Origin of the sequence: Photobacterium sp. 53610, from assembly GCF_036409375.1 — a bacterium.
GTDB lineage: Bacteria > Pseudomonadota > Gammaproteobacteria > Enterobacterales > Vibrionaceae > Photobacterium.
This window is the reverse complement of sequence record NZ_JAXOFS010000002.1, coordinates 88,332-107,108: the sequence shown is the minus strand read 5'-3', so window position 1 is coordinate 107,108 and position 18,777 is coordinate 88,332. Positions and strand designations below refer to the sequence as shown.

Here is an 18,777-nt window from a genome sequence, read left to right as displayed (position 1 = left end):
AAAAGCGCAGGAATGAACAACCTGAAAACAAATGAGGTGTATACCGAAATGAAGGTATAAAAAAACCGGGGTATCCCCCGGTCTTTGATATTTCTGAAGTTTCACATGGGTGTGAATCAGTCGAAACGTGGTTTGCTGCGTTCCTGACGCTGACCGTGGTTACGTTCACCACGGAAGCTGCCACGATGATCGCCACCGCGGTTGCGGTCAAAACGACGTTCGCCTTCACGACGATTACGGAAACCACCTTCACGTTGGCCGCCTTCACGTTGGCCGCCTTCACGCTGACCACCTTCGCGGTTTCCACCACGACGGAATCCACCTTCACGATTGCCGCCTTCACGGCCACCGCGGCGATGTTCACGTAAAACGTTGTCTTCAACAACGACAGCTTTCGCTTCGTTCTGGCGAATACGAAGTTTCTTCAGTTGTGCAACAACGTCAGAACTCATCTTCTTCGGCAGCTGAACATAGGTGTGCTCAGGTGCCAGTTTAATCGCACCGATGAAGTCTTTACTCAGGCCCAGTTCGTTTGCGATTGCACCAACGATATCTTTCACCTGAACACCTTGCTCACGACCAACATGCAGCTGATAGGTATCCCAGTCCGCAGCGTTGTACTGACGGCGTTCACGACGTTCGCCTCGCTCACCGCGTTCGCCACGCTCGCCTCGTTCACCGCGTTCGCCACGACGGTCACGACGCTGCTTCTCACGCTCAATCGCAGCAATCATCGGATCCGGACCTTTGTAGAACAGAGGACGGTTGCCTTGCTGACGTTTCAGCAGGATTGCAGCCAGTGTCGTTGCATCAACCTCAACAGATTCCTGCAGCTTTTCAACCAGCTCGACAAACGCTTCCAGACTTGCGCTTTCTTTCTGCTCTTCCAGCTCTTTGCCCAGACGATCCAGACGCGCTAAAGCGACATCATCACGCATCGGAAGTTGAATTTCTTCCATACGTGACTTGGTCACACGTTCAATCGTGCGCAGCATACGGATCTGGTTTGTACGAACCAGCAGGATTGCTTTACCTTTACGTCCGGCACGACCTGTACGCCCGATACGGTGGATGTAAGATTCAACATCGAACGGAATGTCGTAGTTGAATACGTGCGTAATACGCGGCACGTCCAGACCACGGGCAACAACGTCCGTCGCAACCAGAATGTCAATGACGCCACGTTTGATGTGATCAACAGTACGTTCACGCAGAGACTGCGGAATGTCACCGTGCAGCGCAGCTGCTTTGAAACCGCGGGAAGACAGCCAGTCAGCCAGACGCTCAGTATCCTGACGGGTACGAACGAACACGATTGACGCGTCAGTTTCTTCAGTTTCCAGCAGACGAATCATTGCTTCGTCTTTTTCTACGCCTTTCACTACCCAGAACTGCTGCTCTACTTTGGCAACTGTACGGTTTTCACCAGCAACGTCGATTCGTGCAGGCTCACGCAGGAAACGATCAACGATTTCCTTCACCATTGGTGGCATGGTTGCAGAGAACAGCACGCGCTGAGCAGATTCTGGTGCTTGTTCCAGAATCCAGGTCACGTCGTCAACAAAGCCCATTTTCAGCATTTCATCGGCTTCATCCAGAATGAAGGTATGAACCTCATCCAGATGCAGACGGTCACGGCTGATCAGATCTTTGACACGACCTGGTGTACCAACAACAATGTGAGCACCAGATTTCAGAGCACGCATCTGGTCTACGATAGATGCACCACCGTAGATTTCCAGAACTTTCAGGCCCTGGATGTTCTGACCCAGGTTCTTGATCTCAGCAGCAACCTGAATCGCCAGCTCACGCGTCGGAGCCATCACGATTGCCTGTGGCTTATGTTGCTTCAGGTTGATCTTGTTCAGCAGTGGCAGTGAGAATGCTGCAGTTTTACCGGTACCTGTCTGAGCCTGACCCAGAGCATCTGTACCCGTTAATAGAAGTGGAATAGAAGCCGCCTGAATAGGGGTCGGCGCTACGAAGCCCATCGCGTCAAGTGCGGATAAAATAGTGTCGGCCAGTTCTAACTGGCGAAATTCTGTAACAGATTCTTGCATTGGGATCCCAATAGATGATCGAACGAAAACGGGGCCCCTTTGCCTTTTAACACGGTTCAGCAACTGTATCCACAAGCATGGGCCTCGACTAAGGCGCGCATTGTGCGCTATTCAGGGCTGAATTACCAGAAAAAATTGATTGATGTCACAAATTAAAACTTAAGCATTTATTTATTATTCAATCAGCCTGCGATATGTACACCTTGGTAAGCTTTCTCTGCCTTCATAGTGTCATCCCATTGAAAATATTGATTCCTTCCGTGTTGTTTTGCCAGATATAAACCTTGATCAGCCCCAGCAAGCAGTACTTCTTCCTGTATCTCTTCCGAAGGGATCCGGCTATACAATCCCAGACTGATACTGATGATCCCTTCCCGTGTTCCTGAGTGAGGAATGCTCAGTTGCAAAACAGCGTTCAGCATCTGATCAGCCAGCACACGAACGGCTTCAGCGGTCATATTCGGAAGCAGGCAAACAAACTCCTCACCGCCATAACGGCTGAAAATCGCTTTTTCATGATGATGCGCCAGCTTTTCCAGGGTGACTGCAACCTGTTTAAGGCATACATCCCCACGCTGATGACCGTAAGTATCATTAAAAGCCTTAAAATGATCGACATCGAGAATAATGATACTCAGAGGCAGCTGTTTCCGGCTTGCAACCTGCCAGTAACGTTTCAGGGTCAGGTCGAAGAAACGCCGGTTTGCGACACCGGTTAATCCATCCTGCATCGACCAGGCTTCCAGTCGCCGATTCGCTTCTTCCAGTGCTCTATTGGTTTGTTGCAGCTCCTGAGTCCGCAACTGGACCCGCTGTTCCAGTTCAGCATTCAACCGGGTCAGCGCCTCATGACTGCGTTTGATCACAATCTGCTGACCCAGGGCAGCACCAAACAGCTTCATGATCTCTTTCTGATGTTCTGTCAGACTGCGCTGGCTGATCAGATTATCTGCAGCAACCCAGCCAATACAATCATCACCGTTCCACATCGAGATCATGGCATTCCAGCCCGTGCCAACCTGTTGTGTGCCAAAATAAAGCGGCGCATTTTCCTTCACGACCACAACGTCTTTCCGGCTCAGAGCCTCATGCACCAAGGGATGATCTGGAATATCACTGACAAAAGAATAGCGGGAGACCAGATTTCCTTCCGGATCGGTGCCGTATGTTCCTTGCATAGTGGAGTTTTGAATATCTGTCAGAAATACTGCCAGACGATCAATGCCCAGTTTTTTTCTGCCTAACTCAATTGCCGTACGATATAAGCTGTCAAGATCGCAGGATTCCGCGAGTGACAGCGTCACTTCATGAAGCTGCTTTAATAAAGAGAGGTATTCACGCAAAGAGTAATTCCGAACTTCTAATTCAGCTTCCACACTCCGGCGGCTGATATTATGCGTCAGCGCTTCTTCTCTGAGCATGTGTACACTGATATCAGAAGCAATCAGCAGCAGAACCCGTTCGAAAGCCTGTAAGTTTTCATCCAGTCGTTCAGGGTACTGAGTTTCTGCATACAGGTAAGCGACCGGCTTCTCATGCATAATGATCGGAAAAAGTACCCGCCGCCATTCTGTTGGCTTGTCGTTCCAGATGGCCTTAAACGGTTTTTGTGCAACGGTACTGATGGCTTGCCTCAGCTGTTTCACTTCGAGCAGATGTTCAGGTGGGACACCATTATAATTGGAGAGTGATAAAGGATGCAGATAATACTTAAACTCTTCATTCCCCATCCAGCTGGCCAGTACCCTGGTCTGCCCTTCCTGCTCAACTAACAAAGTCAGGTAAGTTAAGTCCAGTGTATGATGCAATGCTGACAGCAAACGATGGCACCAACGCTCCATGTTTGCCTGACGGGCAAGCGTATCAACAAGTTTATCCAACTCATCGTTGAGTTTAAACGGCATGCTTTTCCTTTGACAATGTGTCTTCATTCATTTGATCGGTGTGAAACAGAATACAAAATACTCCAAGTCGAAGATAATAACGACCTTCATGAGGGACTTCGAAATCATGATTACGATTTTCTACGATATTTGTGACCAATAATTTAAAGAAAACGTTTCGCTCAGGTCTGCATGTCAAAAAGAATTCTCTGCCACTATTGATACATATATTATTGACCAGTAAACAAAACATGAGATTTATTCCACGGGCGCAGACATCAGGCAAGTCGTTCAAGATACATTCAGCGTTGCGGAAAAGATGGCAGCTTTAGCGTTTCAGTACCCGATCTGACTGCTGAAAAATCGGATTACCCTTGGTTTTAGCCTTGTTAATCCGTATAGTGTGACGGTTCATAATCCGGGACCAGGCATAATGTTTCAAGATAATCCGCTTTTAGCACAACTGAAAAAACAGATTCAAGAATCACTTCCGAAGAAAGAAGGCCAGATTAAAGCAACCGATCGCGGTTTTGGCTTCCTGGAAGTTGATGGCAAAGACAGCGTCTTCATTCCGCCTAACTATATGAAAAAAGTGATGCACGGTGACCGTGTTGTAGCTGTCATCCGCACGGAAAAAGAGCGTGACGTTGCTGAACCGCAAGAATTAGTTGAACAGTATCTGACCCGTTTCATCGGTCGTGTAAAACTGATCAAAGATCGTCTGAATGTTGTACCTGATCATCCGCAACTCAAAGATGCAATTAAAGCTCGGGCGGTGAAAGGTCTGAACCCTGAAACCCTGAAAGAAGGTGACTGGGTTGTTGCGCATATGACGCGTCACCCGCTCGTGGGTGAAAACAAAACTTTCTTCTGTGAAATTAAAGAAAAAATCACAGACAGCGAAGATAAAATTGCTCCTTGGTGGGTCACCCTTGCCCGCCACGATCTGCCAAACGCAGAACCAGCGCCGCAAGACAGCTGGGCGATGCTGGACGAAGGTCTGGTCCGTGAAGATCTGACCGATCTGCCGTTCATCACGATTGATGGTGAATCCACCAAAGACATGGATGATGCCATTTACACCGTTGCCAAAGATGACGGCAGCTTTGAAATCACCATCGCCATTGCAGATCCGACTTCATATATTGAAGTTGGCAGCGACATGGACAAAGAAGCCCGTGAACGTGGCTTTACTATCTATCTGCCGGGCCGCAACATCCCGATGCTGCCACGTGAACTGAGTGATGAACTGTGTTCACTGATGGAAAATGAAAAACGCCCTGCTCTTTGCTGCCGTGTCACGGTGGATAAAGATGGTGTGATTGGTGATGACATTACCTTCTTTGCCGCCTGGGTTCGTTCGCAGGGACGTCTGAACTACGATAATGTTTCTGATTATCTTGAACATGGCGCAGCCGAAAACTGGACGCCGGATGCAGTCATCGAAGCACAAATCAAGGCACTGAAAGCCTTTGCCAACGCACGCAGCGATTGGCGCAGTAAACATGCGGTCGTTTTCCCGGACCGTCCGGACTACCGTTTCGAGCTGAGCGAAGATAACGATGTGATTGCGATTCACACCGATCCGCGCCGTACAGCGAACCGGATGATCGAAGAAGCGATGATCACAGCGAACATCTGTGCTGGCCGCATTCTGCAAGAGAAGTTTGGGAAAGGTGTCTATAACTTCCATAACGGCTTCAATCCGGAAAAACTGGAGAACGCCATGGAATTCCTGACAGAAGCAAATGCGCCTTTCGAAAAAGAAGCCCTGCTTTCACTGGACGGTTTCAGTGCGCTGCGCCGCTGGCTGAACGCTCAGGACACAACTTATCTGGACAACCGTCTGCGTAAGTTCCAGGCGTACAGTGAAGTTGGTAACGAACCTGCGGCACACTTTGCAATGGGTCTGGATGTCTATGCAACCTGGACGTCTCCAATCCGTAAATACGGTGACATGATCAACCACCGTATGCTGAAAGCTGTTGTCACTGGCCTGGAACCAGTACAGACGCCAGATGAAACGATTGGTGAAGAAATTTCAACACATCGCCGCAGTCACCGCATGGCTGAGCGTGATGTTGCAGACTGGCTGTATGTTCGCTTACTGAAAGATGCCGTGAAAGAAGAAACGGTATTCACTGCAGAAGTGTTTGATATCAACCGCGCTGGTATGCGTGTACGTGTCCTGGAGAACGGCGCGTCCGCCTTTATTCCTGCACCGCTGGTTCTGGATAATAAACAACGCATTGAGTGTAACGGTGATCTGGGTATCATCAACATTGATAAAGTTCGTGAATTCCAATTAGGTGATCATTTTGAGATTGTGCTGACCGAAGTTCGCGAAACAACCCGTCAATTAGTTGCAAAACCAGTCAAACAGTTCCCTGAAGTTATTACTCAGGAAAATGCAGATCAGCAGGCTGAAACAGAAAAAGCCTGATAAACCAAGAGCCAGGACGAACCATATCGTTCTGGCTCAAATCATACCCTATCCAACCTGAGTAACACGTTAGTAGTCTGGTGCCTCATGTCTTATCTCCTCAAAGTTGAACAATGGCTTGATGATGTTGTCATTGGACTAAACTTGTGTCCTTTTGCAGCAAAGCCACGAAGAAATGAACAGATTCGTATTGCTGTTTATGAAACTGATTCTCTGGAAGCACTTCTGGAAGGTATTTATCAAGAAATAAAACGGCTGGATGACACCCCAGCATGTGATCTTGATACCAGCCTTGTCGTTTGTCCGAACCTTTTACAGGATTTTGACGAGTACAATCAGTTTCTTGATATGGTAGAGGCGCTAATCAGCCAGTGTGGAAAAGAAGGTATTTATCAGGTGGCAAGTTTTCATCCTGATTACTGTTTCTATGGTGCAGCACCCGATGATGCTGAGAACCTGACTAACCGTGCACCCTATCCAATCTTCCATTTAATTCGAGAAGACAGTATGGAAAAAGTGCTGGCGCATTATCCCGATCCGGATGCTATACCGGAGCGGAATATAGAAAAAATGAACGCGCTCACGGATGAAGAAATCCGTCGCCTTTTCCCTTATTTAATTAGCAAAAACTAATATTGTAGCCCCGCATCTTGCAGGGCTTTTTCATTCTATAGCTATAGCCCATGATTCAGTACCTTATATTAACCAGACATATTTCATACAGGCATTCAAATTTGTTGGGATTAAGCATCAAGTTAGCTATGATATCTCCTTGACAGGGAATATTGTAATGCAACCATTTTCATTCTCAGTATTTAGAAATGCTAAAATGCGTTTCGCGATGCCTTTAGCACTCGTTACAGGCACGTTTGCTGTACACGGCGATATTGTGGCTTTTATGTCACAGCATATAGAAGTGTTGCTGCTGCTTCCCTACATCCTGTTGAGCCTGGTCATGATGCTGTGCCAGCCGTTCAATCAGAGTAAAACAGGAATCAGCGCGATGCTGATGCTGCTTGCCTATTACCTGATCCAGCAGAATCTACAAACACCGCTTGCTCAGTCAAAAACCGGGCTGACTTATATCTTGCTGGCAATATTGCTGCCTTTGAACCTGTTTCAGCTTCATTTCATCCCCGAGCGACGGCTTTTCTCACGTTTCGGGTTGATTTATCTGGCCGTACTCGGTCTTCAGATCTCCTGGGGGTGGCTGCTCGTCAAGCATGTTGAACCCAACCAGGACACAGAAATGTGGCAAACCTATTTCTACACTTTGGGTGACTTCTCACCTTTACCGTTAGTGTTGATCTTAATGCTGCTGTCGCTGAGCTGTGCCAGTGCTTCAATCATCCTGAAACGTAATCAGGGCTATGATCAGGCAACATTTATCTGTCTGCTGTTTTCCGGGCTCACCTTGGCCCAGTTTCAGCAGCCTTTTATTTCCAGTGTTGCTTTTACCGTTGCGTCCGGCCTGCTTTTGCTGAATCTGATGTCCTGTTCTCATGAGCTGGCATTTATTGATCCGCTGACAGGGATTCCGGGCCGGCGGGCCATGGAAACGGAACTGAAGCATCTGGGCAGAACCTATACACTTGCGATGTTGGATGTTGATCATTTCAAGCAGTTTAATGATCAATACGGCCACAAAACCGGGGATGATGTCCTTCGGCTGGTTGCGCAGTTTTTGCTGAATATCAACATCAAAGCCGATGTCTATCGGTATGGCGGAGAAGAATTCACCATTCTTTTCAAAGGAAAGCGTAAAAACCAGTGTTTAGAGGCTTTGGAAGAATTACGTGAAGCTATCGCGAACTATCCGATGCATATCCGGGATATTGAGACACGCCCGTTGAATGATGTCGAAGGCAAGAGGAAACGCGGCACTACGAAAAATCAGGAAACCGTGCAAATTACAGTGAGTATTGGTGTCGCCGACAGTCAGGAAGATTCCAGAACGGCCAATGTTCTGAAAGTGGCGGACAAAGCGCTGTATAAAGCCAAGCAAAATGGCAGAAATCAGATCGTCTGAAACCATGCCGGGCATTTGAAATCTTCAAAGTGCCACCTTTACAGGTGGTGTTTTATTTTCGGTGTGCACAAGAAATTGTTCACACCGAAATACGTCTAACTAGCCTGCTTCTGTCAGCTTTGCTGCCTTTCTCTTTGTCAATCCATCCCCTCATCCCCTATTCAGAGACCGGACATGTTTCAGATGGAACCCCGCCGTTTCATTCAAGTTACTTAGACCCACGGTTTGCTTGATGTACGTCAGCGCGAGAAGCTTGCTTTTACCGATACAAAAAACAAGATAATAAAAAAGCCCGGTGAAAACACCGGGCTTTGGTTACCAAATCAACCTGCTGTTTTGTTCAGAACAAAGCGCAAGTCCAGCTATGCAGCAACGCCAATAATGTGGGTGAAGTGACTTAACTGATCGGCGGCCAAACCAAATGTTAAGGCTTCAACTCCAGGGGATTGGCCCACCCTAAGTGAACATGGGCCATTTTCTTATTTTTATCCCTTTACCCCGCCGGCAGTTAAACCACCGACAAGAAACTTCTGGGCCAGCAAAAATACGATGGTGATTGGCATCGCAGACAACACAGCGGCTGCTGCGAAGTCACCCCATAAGTAATTCTGCGGATACAAATATTGCTGCATTCCAACAGCTAATGTGTAGGAATTTACATCACGTAACAACAAGGATGCAACAGGAACTTCTGTAACTGCGGCAATGAATGAAAGAATAAACACGACAGCAAGGATAGGTACAGAAAGCGGCAATAAAACCAGCCTGAAAGCCTGCCACGGTGTCGCGCCATCCAGTGCCGCCGCTTCTTCAAGTGAAGCATCAATCGACTCAAAATAGCCTTTGATTGTCCATACGTGCAGCGCAATACCTCCCATATAAGCAAAGATCACACCGCCGTGCGTGTTCATTCCAAGGAATGGGACATAAGCACCCAGTCGGTCAAACAATGCATAGAGCGCAACCAGTGCCAGTACTGGCGGAAACATCTGCAATATCAGCATAGCACGCAGAATATGGCTTTTTCCGGCAAACTTCATACGGGCAAAAGCGTAAGCACAGGTTGTGGACAATGCCACAATACCAATGGCAGTCAGTCCCGCGACTTTCACCGAATTCCATAGCCAGGTCAGGATCGGGAACGGAGGCAGCGTCTTGCTCCCGTCGGCATGTTCAATTGCAATGCCCAGCGCCAGTTTCCAGTGTTCTAAGGATGGATCGCTCGGAATCAGCTCACCTGAAGCGTAGTTCCCTTCCCGGAACGAGATCGCGACGACCATCAGCAGCGGCAACATGATGAGAGCAAGGAAACACCACATTGCGATATGTGTCGCCCATACCCTGTATTTCAAAGATTTAGCTTGTACCATAGCCATGTGTTTTTCCCTTACTCAAGATCCAGTTTTGAGAATTTCATATTCAGCAGCGATAAACCGCCGACCAGCAAGAAGATCAGTGTTGCTATCGCCCCTGCCAGACCAAAGTCCTGACCACCGGAACCTTCGAAGGCAATCCTGTAGGTATAGCTCACCAGCAAGTCTGTATGCCCGGCCGGCACACTGGTGCCCAGCATGTCCGGCGCACCGTTCGTCAGCAGCTGGATCAGAACAAAGTTATTGAAATTAAAGGCAAAGGTCGCGATCAACAGTGGGATCATTGGTTTCACCAGCATTGGTAAGGTAATGCGGAAGAAATTATCCAGCGGCCCTGCGCCATCCATCGCGGACGCCTCGTACAAGTCATCCGGGATCGCTTTCAGCAGCCCCATGGCCAGAATCATCATGTAAGGATAACCCAGCCAGGTATTTACAATCAGGATCATTGTCTTTGCCAGGAATGGATCGGTAAACCATGACGGACTCAGGCCGAACAGCCCTTCTAACACCTGATTAATTTCACCAAAGCTTTGATTAAACAAGCCCTTAAAAATCAGAATCGAGATAAATGCCGGAACCGCATAAGGTAAAATGAGCAACACACGGTAAACACCACGCCCCTTGAGCGCTTCCCAGGATACGACCTGTGCCAGCACCACCCCCACAGCCAGCGTGAAAACAACCGTCAGTCCGGAGAACAAGACTGTCCAGACAAAGATACTGATGAATGGTCCCTGAATTCCGGGGTCAGTAAAGATACGGGTAAAATTATCCCAGCCAATATTCACGATGAACCCGGGAGAGAGCGGCTGGCCGATAAACTGCCCTGCTTCATCAACCTGCTGATAAAAACCGATTTCCCAGTTCGGCTGATACACAGCCTGGGTTTTCTGATTCACCAGCATTTCGCCATCACTCTGCAGCTGATAAAGCGGCTCACTGGCTGCAAACTTCCTTAACCCCGACATCGTCAGCTGTTCGCCATCAGGTAAGACAACTGTCAGTGCACTGAGCTGCTGACGATGCTGAATCACCATTTTCAGAGGCGCTTTCCCGGCAGATGGCGCGGACGCAGGGTGAAGATTCAGTGAACCGGGTAATGCGTTCAGATCAAGGCCATCACTGAGATAAATTCCTTCGTCCGTTTCCAGTGCCAGCTGATACTGACCGTCGTTTCCGTACAACGAAAAGTTATACCCTTGTCCTGACTGAAAACTTTGCTCCATCAGAACAGACTGTGCCCGCTCAAAACTCAGCTGATTCGTACCGCTGTAATTGGTGAATGCCAGACTCACTGTATAAGTCAGCGGGAAAATGATGAATAAAATCATGCCGGCAATGCCCGGGAAAATGTAGCGATGGGCATAGGTCCGCTTACGGGCAAAGACATACACGCCCAGAGAGGTCAGAATCAGCGTCAGCAATGCAAACGCATACTCTGAACGCGAATACATCAGAATCATGGCGTAACCATTGATGGCGCTGATTCCCCCCAGCGCTGCCCACTTGAACCAGGTTCTTAATGCAGGCTTGGTTGTTGAATTTTTTGTCATATCGGTAGCGTCAAGCGCCAGTTCGGCAACAGGATGAGACTGCATCAGCATTCCTCGCAGTACGTCAGAGGAAGGAGCAGACGACTGCCTGCTCCGATAGGTAAGTTTACTTGGTCATTCGGTCAGCAACAGTATTCAGTGCTTCATCCACAGACTGACGACCGTTTACAACGTTATTAATTGCTGCTTTTTCTGCATACCAGAAAGAAGACATTTGCGGGATATTCGGCATAATTTCGCCGTTCATCGCATTCCCCATGGTCGCAGCAATTCGTGCATCTGAACTCAGTTCCTCCTGGAAAGCGTTCAGCGCAACCGCGCCCAGCGGTGTATCATTGTTCACTTTACGCAAGCCGTCGCTGGTCAGCAGGTAGTTCTCCAGAAACTCAACAGCCAGGTCTTTGTTTGGTGATGCAGAGCTGATACCCGCAGTCAACACACCGACAAAAGGTTTGGAAGGATTGCCATTCAGTTTCGGCAGCATGGCAACACCATAATTGATGCCGGCTTTATCAATGTTTGCCCAGGACCATGGACCATTAATGGTCATCGCCACTTCACCTTTGTTGAAACCAGCTTCGGCGATGGCGTAGTTCACATCTGGAGCAATGACACCTTTTTCAACCAGACTCTTCACGAAGTTCATTGAACGCTTCGCACCGGCATTATTGACACCCACATCTTTGGCATCATAACCGGATGCGGTAAATTTGAAGGCATAACCACCATCTGCTGCAAGCAGAGGCCAGGTGAAGAAAGGTTCCTGCAGGTTCCACATGATGGCGCGTTTGCCCTGTTTTTTCAGCTTGGCGTCCAGTGCAGCCACGTCTTCCCAGTTCTTTGGTGGTGTTGGCAGTAAATCTTTGTTGTAGATAAGCGACAATGCTTCAACCGCGACCGGATAGCCGACGTACTTCCCGTTATAAGACACGGCATCCCAGGTGAAATCCGCGAACTTGCTGCGGAACTCGTCAGATGGTTTCACTTCAGTCAGCAAACCCGCCTGCGCATAACCGCCAAAGCGATCGTGTGCCCAGAATACGATATCCGGACCGTCTCCCGTTGAGGCAAGCTGAGGGAATTTCTCTTCCAGCTTATCCGGGTGCTCAACAGTCACTTTGATGCCAGTGTCAGCTTCAAACTGTTTACCGACTTCAGCCAGACCGTTGTAGCCTTTATCACCATTAATCCAAATGGTCAGCTGGCCTTCCTCAATTGCTGCATGAGCTGAGACAGAACCAAGTGCGGCAAGGGTGCAGAGTGCGACAGTACTGAGGACTTTCTTCATTGTTATATCCTTCCAGATGGTTATCGTTGCAGCGTGAACTGACAACACATTTTCCAGCCTCTATCATCTATCAGTCATTCTTATAGGGCATCATCCTAAGCGCTACGCCCCCCATCATGGATAGTGAAAAGCGTGATCATCATCATCACGTTCAGTGACCCTGATCTAAAAACGAGCCCTATTCGTGACGGGACGCACATACTACTTGCAATGAAATCATCAGGCAGTACATCAGGTTGTAAAGTGTGATCCAAACACTCATCCCCCCTCATCCCCCCGGGAAGAATCCTTGAAGGAGGATGTTGCCTGAGTCAGTTTTACGCACAATGACAACACCCTCAACATGGCTTGAGCTTGTTCAACTGTAACACTGTCTTTTATTGTTGACTGTTGCTGACATCAGCAGCTTTGATGTCCATTGCTTGGCATCAGCACACTACGGGAAAGCTTGGGGAAGTCTCTCCTGTGGATTATGGGTAGCGACCTTATCAGTAACTGCCGTTCATTTCGGCGCTACCCTTTTTTTTCTTCACCGACTTTTATCGGCACGCCGACCGGCAATGACCACGACGCGGGCTGGAAACAACATATAGAGGTAAGCCGGATGGCGAGTGTCACTTTACGCAATGTTTGCAAAGCTTATGGCGAAAACCTGATATCAAAGAATGTCGATCTGGATATTGCAGAAGGCGAATTCGTGGTCTTCGTTGGGCCTTCGGGCTGCGGAAAATCAACACTGCTGCGCTGTATTGCCGGCCTGGAAGACATCACTTCCGGCGATCTGTACATCGGAGAGCAACGGATGAACGATATTCCGCCGGCTCAGCGTGGCGTGGGTATGGTTTTCCAGTCTTATGCCCTGTATCCGCACCTGAACCTGTTTGACAACATGTCTTTCGGGATGAAGCTCGCCCGGGCAGACAAAGAAGAAATCCGGAAGCGCGTTGCGCATGCAGCCGATATTCTGCAACTGGGTCATTTACTGGAACGTAAACCCAAAGCACTGTCTGGCGGACAGCGTCAGCGCGTCGCAATCGGCCGGACGCTGGTTGCTCAGCCGAATGTCTTCCTGCTGGATGAGCCGCTTTCAAACCTTGACGCCGCACTGCGTGTCCAGATGCGAATCGAAATCGCGAAGCTGCATAAGCAACTGGGCAGCACCATGATTTATGTCACCCATGATCAGGTCGAAGCCATGACAATGGCCGATAAGATCGTTGTACTGGATGGCGGCGCCGTCTCTCAGGTTGGCAAACCACTGGAACTTTATCACTACCCGGAAAACCGGTTCGTCGCAGGCTTTATCGGCTCCCCGAAAATGAACTTCATGAGTGTATTCGTCGAACAGGTAGAAACGGATCGCGTGATGGTGCAGCTTGCCAACGGAACCACCTTCTGGATTCCGGTAGACGGCACAACTGTGACCCGCGGTGACCGCATGTCACTGGGGATTCGCCCTGAACATCTGACGACAGAAGACCAAGGCGATGCCGTCGTTGAAGGAAAAATTCAGGTCGTCGAGAAGCTGGGGCATGAAACTCAGGTTTACCTGAACCTGAAAGGCGTCGATGCCGATTTCATCTTCCGTCAGCCGGATGTGCTGGATGTGGACACAGGTGAGACCCTCAGCGTCGGTATTCCGGCCTACCGTTGTCATTTGTTCCATCGTGATGGCAAAGCGTGCCGTCGTCTGCATCAGGAACAAGGGGTATAACCTCCCCCTAGCGACACATTGAACGGGCATGATTCACGTGCCCGTTTTTTTATTCCTGTTATTTATAAACCCGCAGGATGAACCAATGCGATCGGAATGAGCAGGACCGCTATTTTCAAGTATGATTGTTATTGGGATGTGTCAGGAAGACACCACCTGACACTGATTGCGACACTGTACATGAGTCGGAGGTCACAATGAGTATCCGAGAACGCATTGAAGACATCGAACAACGCCTCACCGCCGCATATCAGGATGGGGACTATCAGCAGGTCCGAATGCTGGAAAACCAGCTGAAAGAAATCCGCGGCCACCAGAGTATCGTTGACGACAGGGAGCCGTACTCGCCGGAAGGTCGCTTCTATCCTGATGATGGGGAATAGCGCCACCAGCATCAATTCCTCCGCCCGGTCAGTCACTCTGACCGGGCTTCTCTTTATCTTGAGCCTGACAATAACGGAAAGAGTTTCATCCTGTCTTAAACGCGCCGGGTACAGCTGTGCCCTGAATATCCTCTTCGCCTGTTGCAGCAATCAATCGACCGCCTGCAACCATTTCCTTGTCCGATTTGAATAAAGATGTGTCCGATTCGCGAAATACTTTTCGTCCTAAAACCATAAAAATGTATCCAAATCAATCATACAGGACAAAATGTGCGGTCATGAATAAGTTAATGATCACCGCAGCGATCAATGGCGGTATCACCTCAAGACAGAAACATCCCAGCGTGCCCTACACGCCGGACGAAATTGCTGAATCAGCCTATCAAGCCTGGAATGCCGGTGCTTGTATCGCGCATATTCATGCCAGGGATATCCACGGAAAACCGAGTTATGAGAAAGGGATATGGGGAGAGATCGTAGCCAAAGTACGTGAACGTTGCGATATTTTGCTGAACCTCAGCACTTCGTCCTACAACCTTCCTGACGAGATGCCCATCGAAACAGCATGGAACCACGTAGAGTTCCGACCCGAAATTGCATCTTTTAACTGCGGTTCTGTTAATCATGGCAGTAAGCCATTTGTCAACGCTCCTCAGGATTACACTCAACTCGCAGAAGCACTGAAATCACATCAGATTCTCCCCGAAGTGGAGGTTTACCACACTGGCGTCATTTCCGAGGCTAACGCATTGCTAGAGGCCGGATTAATCCCAGAGTCAACCATGTACTCACTTGCCCTGGGCATTCATGGCGGTACCCCTGCCACATTAAAAAACCTCTTAAATTTGATCGATAACTTACCGGAAAACAGTACCTGGAGTGCACTTGCCATTGGGAAACATCAGTTGCCGATCAATGCGCATACCTTATTACTTGGCGGACATGTCAGAACGGGATTGGAAGATAACGTCTACTACCATCGGGGCGAACTAGCCAGCGGTAATGCGCAGCTGGTTGAGCGAATTGTCCGTTTATCCCGTGAACTGGGCCGGGAAATAGCCTCCCCTGATGATGCCAGAACCATGCTTGGGTTAACGAAAGGACAATCATGATGACAACGATGTACCGTCGGCAGCGACGCCTCAGAGCAACGCCTCATCTTCGAAAACTCGTTCAGGAACACCAGATCGAGATTCAGGATTTAATCCAGCCTATTTTTATCGAAGAGCAGATTACGACAAATAAACCGATCGATGCCCTGCCGGGATTAGTACGCTATGCAGAGCAGAATGTCGCTCAGGAAGTTCGTGAGTTGTACGAACTCGGTATCCGTTACGTGATGCCATTTGGCATTTCGCATACGAAAGACAGCCAAGGATCTGATACGTGGGATGATCAGGGTTTGCTCGCGCGTATGATCCGAACGATTAAGCAGGCATGTCCAGACATGGTTGTGATCCCCGATATCTGTTTTTGTGAATACACGACACACGGCCACTGTGGTGTGATTCATCAGGACGATGTCGATAATGACGCCACACTGGAAAATTTAGCCAAACAAGCAGTGACCGCAGCAAAAGCCGGGGCTGACATGCTGGCTCCTTCGACCATGATGGACGGCCAGACACAGGCGATTCGTCAGGCTCTTGATAAGGCCGGATACACTCATGTCGGCATCCTGGCCCATTCCATGAAATATGCTTCTGCATTTTACGGCCCATTCCGCCAAGCGGTGGATTGTGAGTTGACCGGCGATCGCAAAGCCTATCAGGCCAATCCGGCAAACGGCCGGGAAGCCCTGACAGAAGCTTCACTGGATGAGCAAGAAGGTGCCGATATCTTAATGGTCAAACCCGGCACACCTTATCTCGACATTGTTCACCGCATCCGTGAAAACACCAACCTGCCCGTTGCCGTGTACCAAGTCAGCGGCGAGTACGCAATTCTGCAACATGCGATACAGGCTGGTCTTGTCGATGAACGGCAGTCGGTTATGGAAACCATGCTCGGCTTCAAACGTGCCGGTGCAGATATCGTGGTGACTTACTTCGCCAGACGCATCGCCCAATGGTTACAGGAAGGTCACAATGTCAGTCAATAATCGGAATTCAATTCATCCCAACCTGTTTCAGTTAGAGCAATTTGGCCAGCCCATTTCTCCAAAACACCCGGTCGTTATCCTTTTGCATGGCAGAAGGCAAACAACGCAGGACATGCAGAAATTGTATGAAAAGCTGGATATTTCAAACTACACAGTCCTCGCGCCCATAGCGCCGGAAAATACATGGTATCCCCGGGGCTTCATGCGGGAAATCTCGGACAATCAACCTCAGCTCAATGATGCATTGAACTACCTCGACAGCCTGATCGTTTTCTTGGTGGAGTCTGGAATCCCACTCAACCAAATTTCTCTTGTTGGTTTCTCACAAGGGGCATGTATCGCAATGCAATATCTCAAAGAATCGATGAAACCAGTACGTTGTTGCATCGGCTTTACAGGGGGGCTTTTTGGACCAGAGCTCGAACTGAATATTGCAGGATCTGCTGCGCTGAATGATGTGAAAATCTACCTTACAGGGAGTCAGACAGATACCTGGGTACCCGCTCAGCGCGTACAGGACACAGCCCAATACTTTACAACCTGTGGTGCCAACGTTGATGTGAAAATTTTCGACAGTCGTGACCATCTCATTTCCGACGAAGAAATATCTCAGGCACGCGAAGTTTTGACAAGCCAGGAGCTTTGTTATGAATGATGCGTATATCTGCGATTACATAAGAACCCCTATCGGCAAATATGCAGGCAAACTGGCACAATGTCGGCCTGATGATTTAGCCGCTCTGACTTTGAGAACATTGATTGAGCGAAATCCGCATCTAAATGCAAGTGAGATTGATGAGATTGTTCTGGGTTGCGCTAATCAGGCCGGGGAAGATAACCGTAATGTCGCCCGGATGAGCTCATTACTGGCTGGGGTGCCGCAAGAAGTTCCGGGCATGACTGTCAATCGGCTTTGCGCTTCAGGTATGGATGCAATTGCAACTGCAACCCGAGCCATCAAAACTCAAGAAACACAGCTGATGATTGCCGGTGGTGTCGAATCTATGTCACGGGCGCCGCTGGTCATGCCCAAACCTGAGCAGGCCTTTTCGCGTCATGCTGAACTGTATGACACAACAATCGGCTGGCGATTTATCAACCCGAAACTTGCCGCACAGTTCGGCGCGGATTCGATGCCTCAGACGGCAGAAAATTTGGCTCAGAACTTTGGGATCTCCAGAACCGCTCAAGACAACTTTGCGTTCGACAGCCAGAGAAAATACTGCGACGCTCTGGAACGTGGTTTCTATCAGCACGAGATAGTGCCCGTTGAAGTTTCGGTGGGTAAACATCAGGTTGAAACTGTCACCCTGGATGAACATCCGAGACTCACCCTTCCAGAAAAGCTCAGTCAGCTGCGTCCTGTTGTATGCTCCGATGGCACGATTACTGCGGGGAATGCTTCGGGTGTCAATGATGGTGCAGCCGCTCTTTTACTCGCAAGTCGCAGTGCACTGGACCTGCATCATCTCACACCAATGGCGCGTGTAGTGGCTTACGCGACCAGTGGCGTCGAACCGCGTGTGATGGGGATCGGTCCTGCGCCCGCCATTCAGAAAGTCCTGTCGCTCTCAGGATTACAGCTGAAAGATATGGACGTGATTGAAATCAACGAAGCCTTCTCTGCTCAGGTACTTGCGGTATTAAAAGCCTTAAATTTGAATGCAACCGATCCGCGCATTAACCCGAATGGCGGTGCGATTGCACTTGGGCACCCGCTCGGCATGAGTGGCACACGTATTGTCGGTACAGCCGCGCGACAACTTAAAGAATCAAACGGGCGTTATGCATTATGTTCTATGTGTGTTGGCGTAGGACAAGGTGTTGCTATGATCATTGAATCTGTCAATTAAGCCGCATTAATTGAACCGCTTTGGCCAAGTGTCTCCGATGAACACGGTGCACTTGGCTTCTTCCCAAAGCTGGTTATTCATTCCGTGCCGGATC

14 protein-coding genes are annotated in these 18,777 nt (G+C 49.1%); 9 read left to right on the top strand and 5 right to left on the bottom strand.

Going from position 1 to position 18,777, the window contains the following annotated elements; all coding sequences use genetic code 11:
* Positions 1 to 116 precede the first annotated feature (116 nt).
* Positions 117 to 2,060 carry a DEAD/DEAH box helicase gene (locus tag SPK40_RS06960; protein ID WP_330959921.1) on the bottom strand — a complete coding sequence of 648 codons (1,944 nt, stop codon included), beginning with the start codon at positions 2,058 to 2,060 and terminating at the stop codon, positions 117 to 119.
* 182 nt (positions 2,061 to 2,242) lie between these two features.
* Positions 2,243 to 3,964, bottom strand: a complete 1,722-nt coding sequence (locus tag SPK40_RS06955) for a sensor domain-containing diguanylate cyclase (protein ID WP_330959920.1) — start codon at positions 3,962 to 3,964, stop codon at positions 2,243 to 2,245.
* Between the two features lie 412 nt (positions 3,965 to 4,376).
* Between SPK40_RS06955 and SPK40_RS06950 the strand changes: the two genes are divergently transcribed.
* The 3 genes from SPK40_RS06950 to SPK40_RS06940 all read left to right on the top strand — a co-directional run bounded on the left by SPK40_RS06950 (position 4,377) and on the right by SPK40_RS06940 (position 8,415).
* A complete protein-coding gene (locus tag SPK40_RS06950; protein ID WP_330959919.1) occupies positions 4,377 to 6,386 on the top strand; it encodes an exoribonuclease II in 2,010 nt (669 codons plus the stop codon).
* An 87-nt stretch (positions 6,387 to 6,473) separates the two neighbouring features.
* Complete coding sequence (locus SPK40_RS06945) at positions 6,474 to 7,019, top strand: DUF1415 domain-containing protein (protein WP_330959918.1); 546 nt, start codon at positions 6,474 to 6,476, stop codon at positions 7,017 to 7,019.
* Between the two features lie 208 nt (positions 7,020 to 7,227).
* Positions 7,228 to 8,415, top strand: a complete 1,188-nt coding sequence (locus SPK40_RS06940; RefSeq protein ID WP_248142494.1) for a GGDEF domain-containing protein — start codon at positions 7,228 to 7,230, stop codon at positions 8,413 to 8,415.
* A 485-nt stretch (positions 8,416 to 8,900) separates the two neighbouring features.
* Here SPK40_RS06940 and malG read toward each other — a convergent pair whose 3' ends face one another.
* From malG to malE, 3 genes are all read right to left on the bottom strand, one after another.
* On the bottom strand, positions 8,901 to 9,791 hold the full coding sequence (gene malG, locus SPK40_RS06935; RefSeq protein WP_330959917.1) for a maltose ABC transporter permease MalG: 891 nt from the start codon (positions 9,789 to 9,791) through the stop codon (positions 8,901 to 8,903).
* A gap of 11 nt (positions 9,792 to 9,802) precedes the next feature.
* Positions 9,803 to 11,344 (bottom strand): maltose ABC transporter permease MalF, encoded by a 1,542-nt coding sequence (gene malF, locus SPK40_RS06930; RefSeq protein ID WP_330960355.1) that lies wholly within the window; start codon positions 11,342 to 11,344, stop codon positions 9,803 to 9,805.
* 106 nt (positions 11,345 to 11,450) lie between these two features.
* Positions 11,451 to 12,632: a maltose/maltodextrin ABC transporter substrate-binding protein MalE gene (malE, locus tag SPK40_RS06925; RefSeq protein WP_330959916.1), complete on the bottom strand. Its 1,182-nt coding sequence runs from the start codon at positions 12,630 to 12,632 to the stop codon at positions 11,451 to 11,453.
* A 604-nt stretch (positions 12,633 to 13,236) separates the two neighbouring features.
* Between malE and malK the strand changes: the two genes are divergently transcribed.
* From malK to pcaF, 6 genes are all read left to right on the top strand, one after another.
* On the top strand, positions 13,237 to 14,346 hold the full coding sequence (gene malK / locus SPK40_RS06920) for a maltose/maltodextrin ABC transporter ATP-binding protein MalK (RefSeq protein ID WP_248142497.1): 1,110 nt from the start codon (positions 13,237 to 13,239) through the stop codon (positions 14,344 to 14,346).
* A 197-nt stretch (positions 14,347 to 14,543) separates the two neighbouring features.
* A complete protein-coding gene (locus tag SPK40_RS06915; RefSeq protein ID WP_248142498.1) occupies positions 14,544 to 14,729 on the top strand; it encodes a hypothetical protein in 186 nt (61 codons plus the stop codon).
* A gap of 278 nt (positions 14,730 to 15,007) precedes the next feature.
* Positions 15,008 to 15,841, top strand: a complete 834-nt coding sequence (locus tag SPK40_RS06910) for a 3-keto-5-aminohexanoate cleavage protein (RefSeq protein WP_330959915.1) — start codon at positions 15,008 to 15,010, stop codon at positions 15,839 to 15,841.
* Complete coding sequence (gene hemB, locus SPK40_RS06905) at positions 15,838 to 16,830, top strand: porphobilinogen synthase (RefSeq protein ID WP_442957557.1); 993 nt, start codon at positions 15,838 to 15,840, stop codon at positions 16,828 to 16,830. The genes SPK40_RS06910 and hemB overlap by 4 nt, the downstream gene beginning before the upstream one ends.
* Entirely contained in the window at positions 16,817 to 17,485 is a 669-nt protein-coding gene (locus tag SPK40_RS06900) for an alpha/beta hydrolase (RefSeq protein ID WP_330959914.1), read from the top strand. The genes hemB and SPK40_RS06900 overlap by 14 nt, the downstream gene beginning before the upstream one ends.
* Positions 17,478 to 18,683 carry a 3-oxoadipyl-CoA thiolase gene (pcaF, locus tag SPK40_RS06895; RefSeq protein WP_248142501.1) on the top strand — a complete coding sequence of 402 codons (1,206 nt, stop codon included), beginning with the start codon at positions 17,478 to 17,480 and terminating at the stop codon, positions 18,681 to 18,683. The genes SPK40_RS06900 and pcaF overlap by 8 nt, the downstream gene beginning before the upstream one ends.
* Positions 18,684 to 18,777 lie beyond the last annotated feature (94 nt).